1 protein-coding gene is annotated in these 1279 nt (G+C 72.9%); it reads right to left on the reverse strand.

The features are described from left to right. Window positions 1–149: 149 nt before the first annotated feature. Window positions 150–1205 (reverse strand): hypothetical protein, encoded by a 1056-nt coding sequence (locus tag OOT08_RS06250; RefSeq protein ID WP_325091721.1) that lies wholly within the window; start codon window positions 1203–1205, stop codon window positions 150–152. Window positions 1206–1279 lie beyond the last annotated feature (74 nt).

A 1279-nucleotide genomic window follows, 5' to 3' on the forward strand; every position in this document is an offset into this window, starting at 1 on the left:
TTCCAACGCAGCTACGGCTGCCGTGACGATTCGCCTCATGGTTTTTCGAGTCTAGCGTTGGCTCCCCGAGCAGAAGCCGATGCCCCTCCGTGAGTTGGCGTTTTCTGCGCCGGACGCGCCGGAGCCGCCCGAGCCCGCCTCCCGGGCGATCAGACGACGGGCGCCGCGACGGCGGCGTGCGCCTCGAACAGCGGCACGGTCACCCCGTCGGGGGCGCGGCCGATGCCGCACTCGGTGGCGACGCCGAAGGCGGAAACGTGCCGCAGGGCGGTCGCGATCCGGCGCTCGGCCCCGGCGGCCCCGTCCTCGCGGTGTACGAGGCCGAGGAACAGCTCGGTCTCTGGGGCGAGCGCCAGCTCGCCGAGCGGGGCGAAGTAGGCGTCGTCGTCGCGCTCGATCGGCACGGGCAGGTGGACCCAGGTCAGGCTCCGGGGCGCGGCCGCCGCGAGCCGGTTCGCGAAGGCCACCAGGTTGGCCGTGTCCGTGGGCTCCACGAAGTGTTTCTCCGCGACATCGCCGTAACAGAGGTGGTAGCCGAGCTCGACGGCCTCGGGAACCCGGGCGGCCTGCTCCGCGCCGCGGGCGATCAGGTCGTCCCAGAGCGCCGCGCGCTCCTCCGCGGTCTCCACGGCGCTCGCGCCGACGCCCGCCCGCTCGATCAGGGCGAACTCCAGGGCGCAGTCCCACTGGATCGCGAGATCGTGGTGCGGGATCTCGGCAAGGATCTCGGCCAGCTCGCGGAAGATCGCGGCCGTGTACAGCGGGGTGAACGCGGCGCGGGATTCCGGAACGACGAAACTCTGGATCACCGAGAGCGGGGTGGGCAGCGAGACCTGGAAGCGCAGGTGCTTCGGGATGACGCCCTCCGCGCGAAGCCGCACGAAGCGTGCGTAGGAGTCGCGGGCGGCCGCGGCGTAGCCGAGCGGGGGCAGCTCGATCGTGGCCGGGTCCACGCCCTCGGCGATGCGCAGCGGGCGCACATCCGAGGTGCGGATGCGCACGGGCTCCTCGCCGACGCGCTCGATGCCCGCCGCGCGTCCGAGCACATCCGGCTGGAACACGATCCAATGGAAGCGTTCCCCGGGCTCACCGTCGGGCAGGCGGCGCAGGTGCGCGCCGAGGGTCTCCGCGGCGGCGCGGAAGGTGTGCTCGGCGTCGGGCAGGTTGATGCTGCCGACGAGCAGGGCTCCCTGTGGCTGGGTCATGGCGTGGGCTCCTCGGGTTGGGTCGGGGGCTGCGATGCGGCGCGCTGGCAGCCTTTGGGTGGGGGGCGACAGCT

The sequence above is a fragment of the Leucobacter sp. M11 genome (assembly GCF_035726885.1).
GTDB lineage: Bacteria > Actinomycetota > Actinomycetes > Actinomycetales > Microbacteriaceae > JAPFRB01.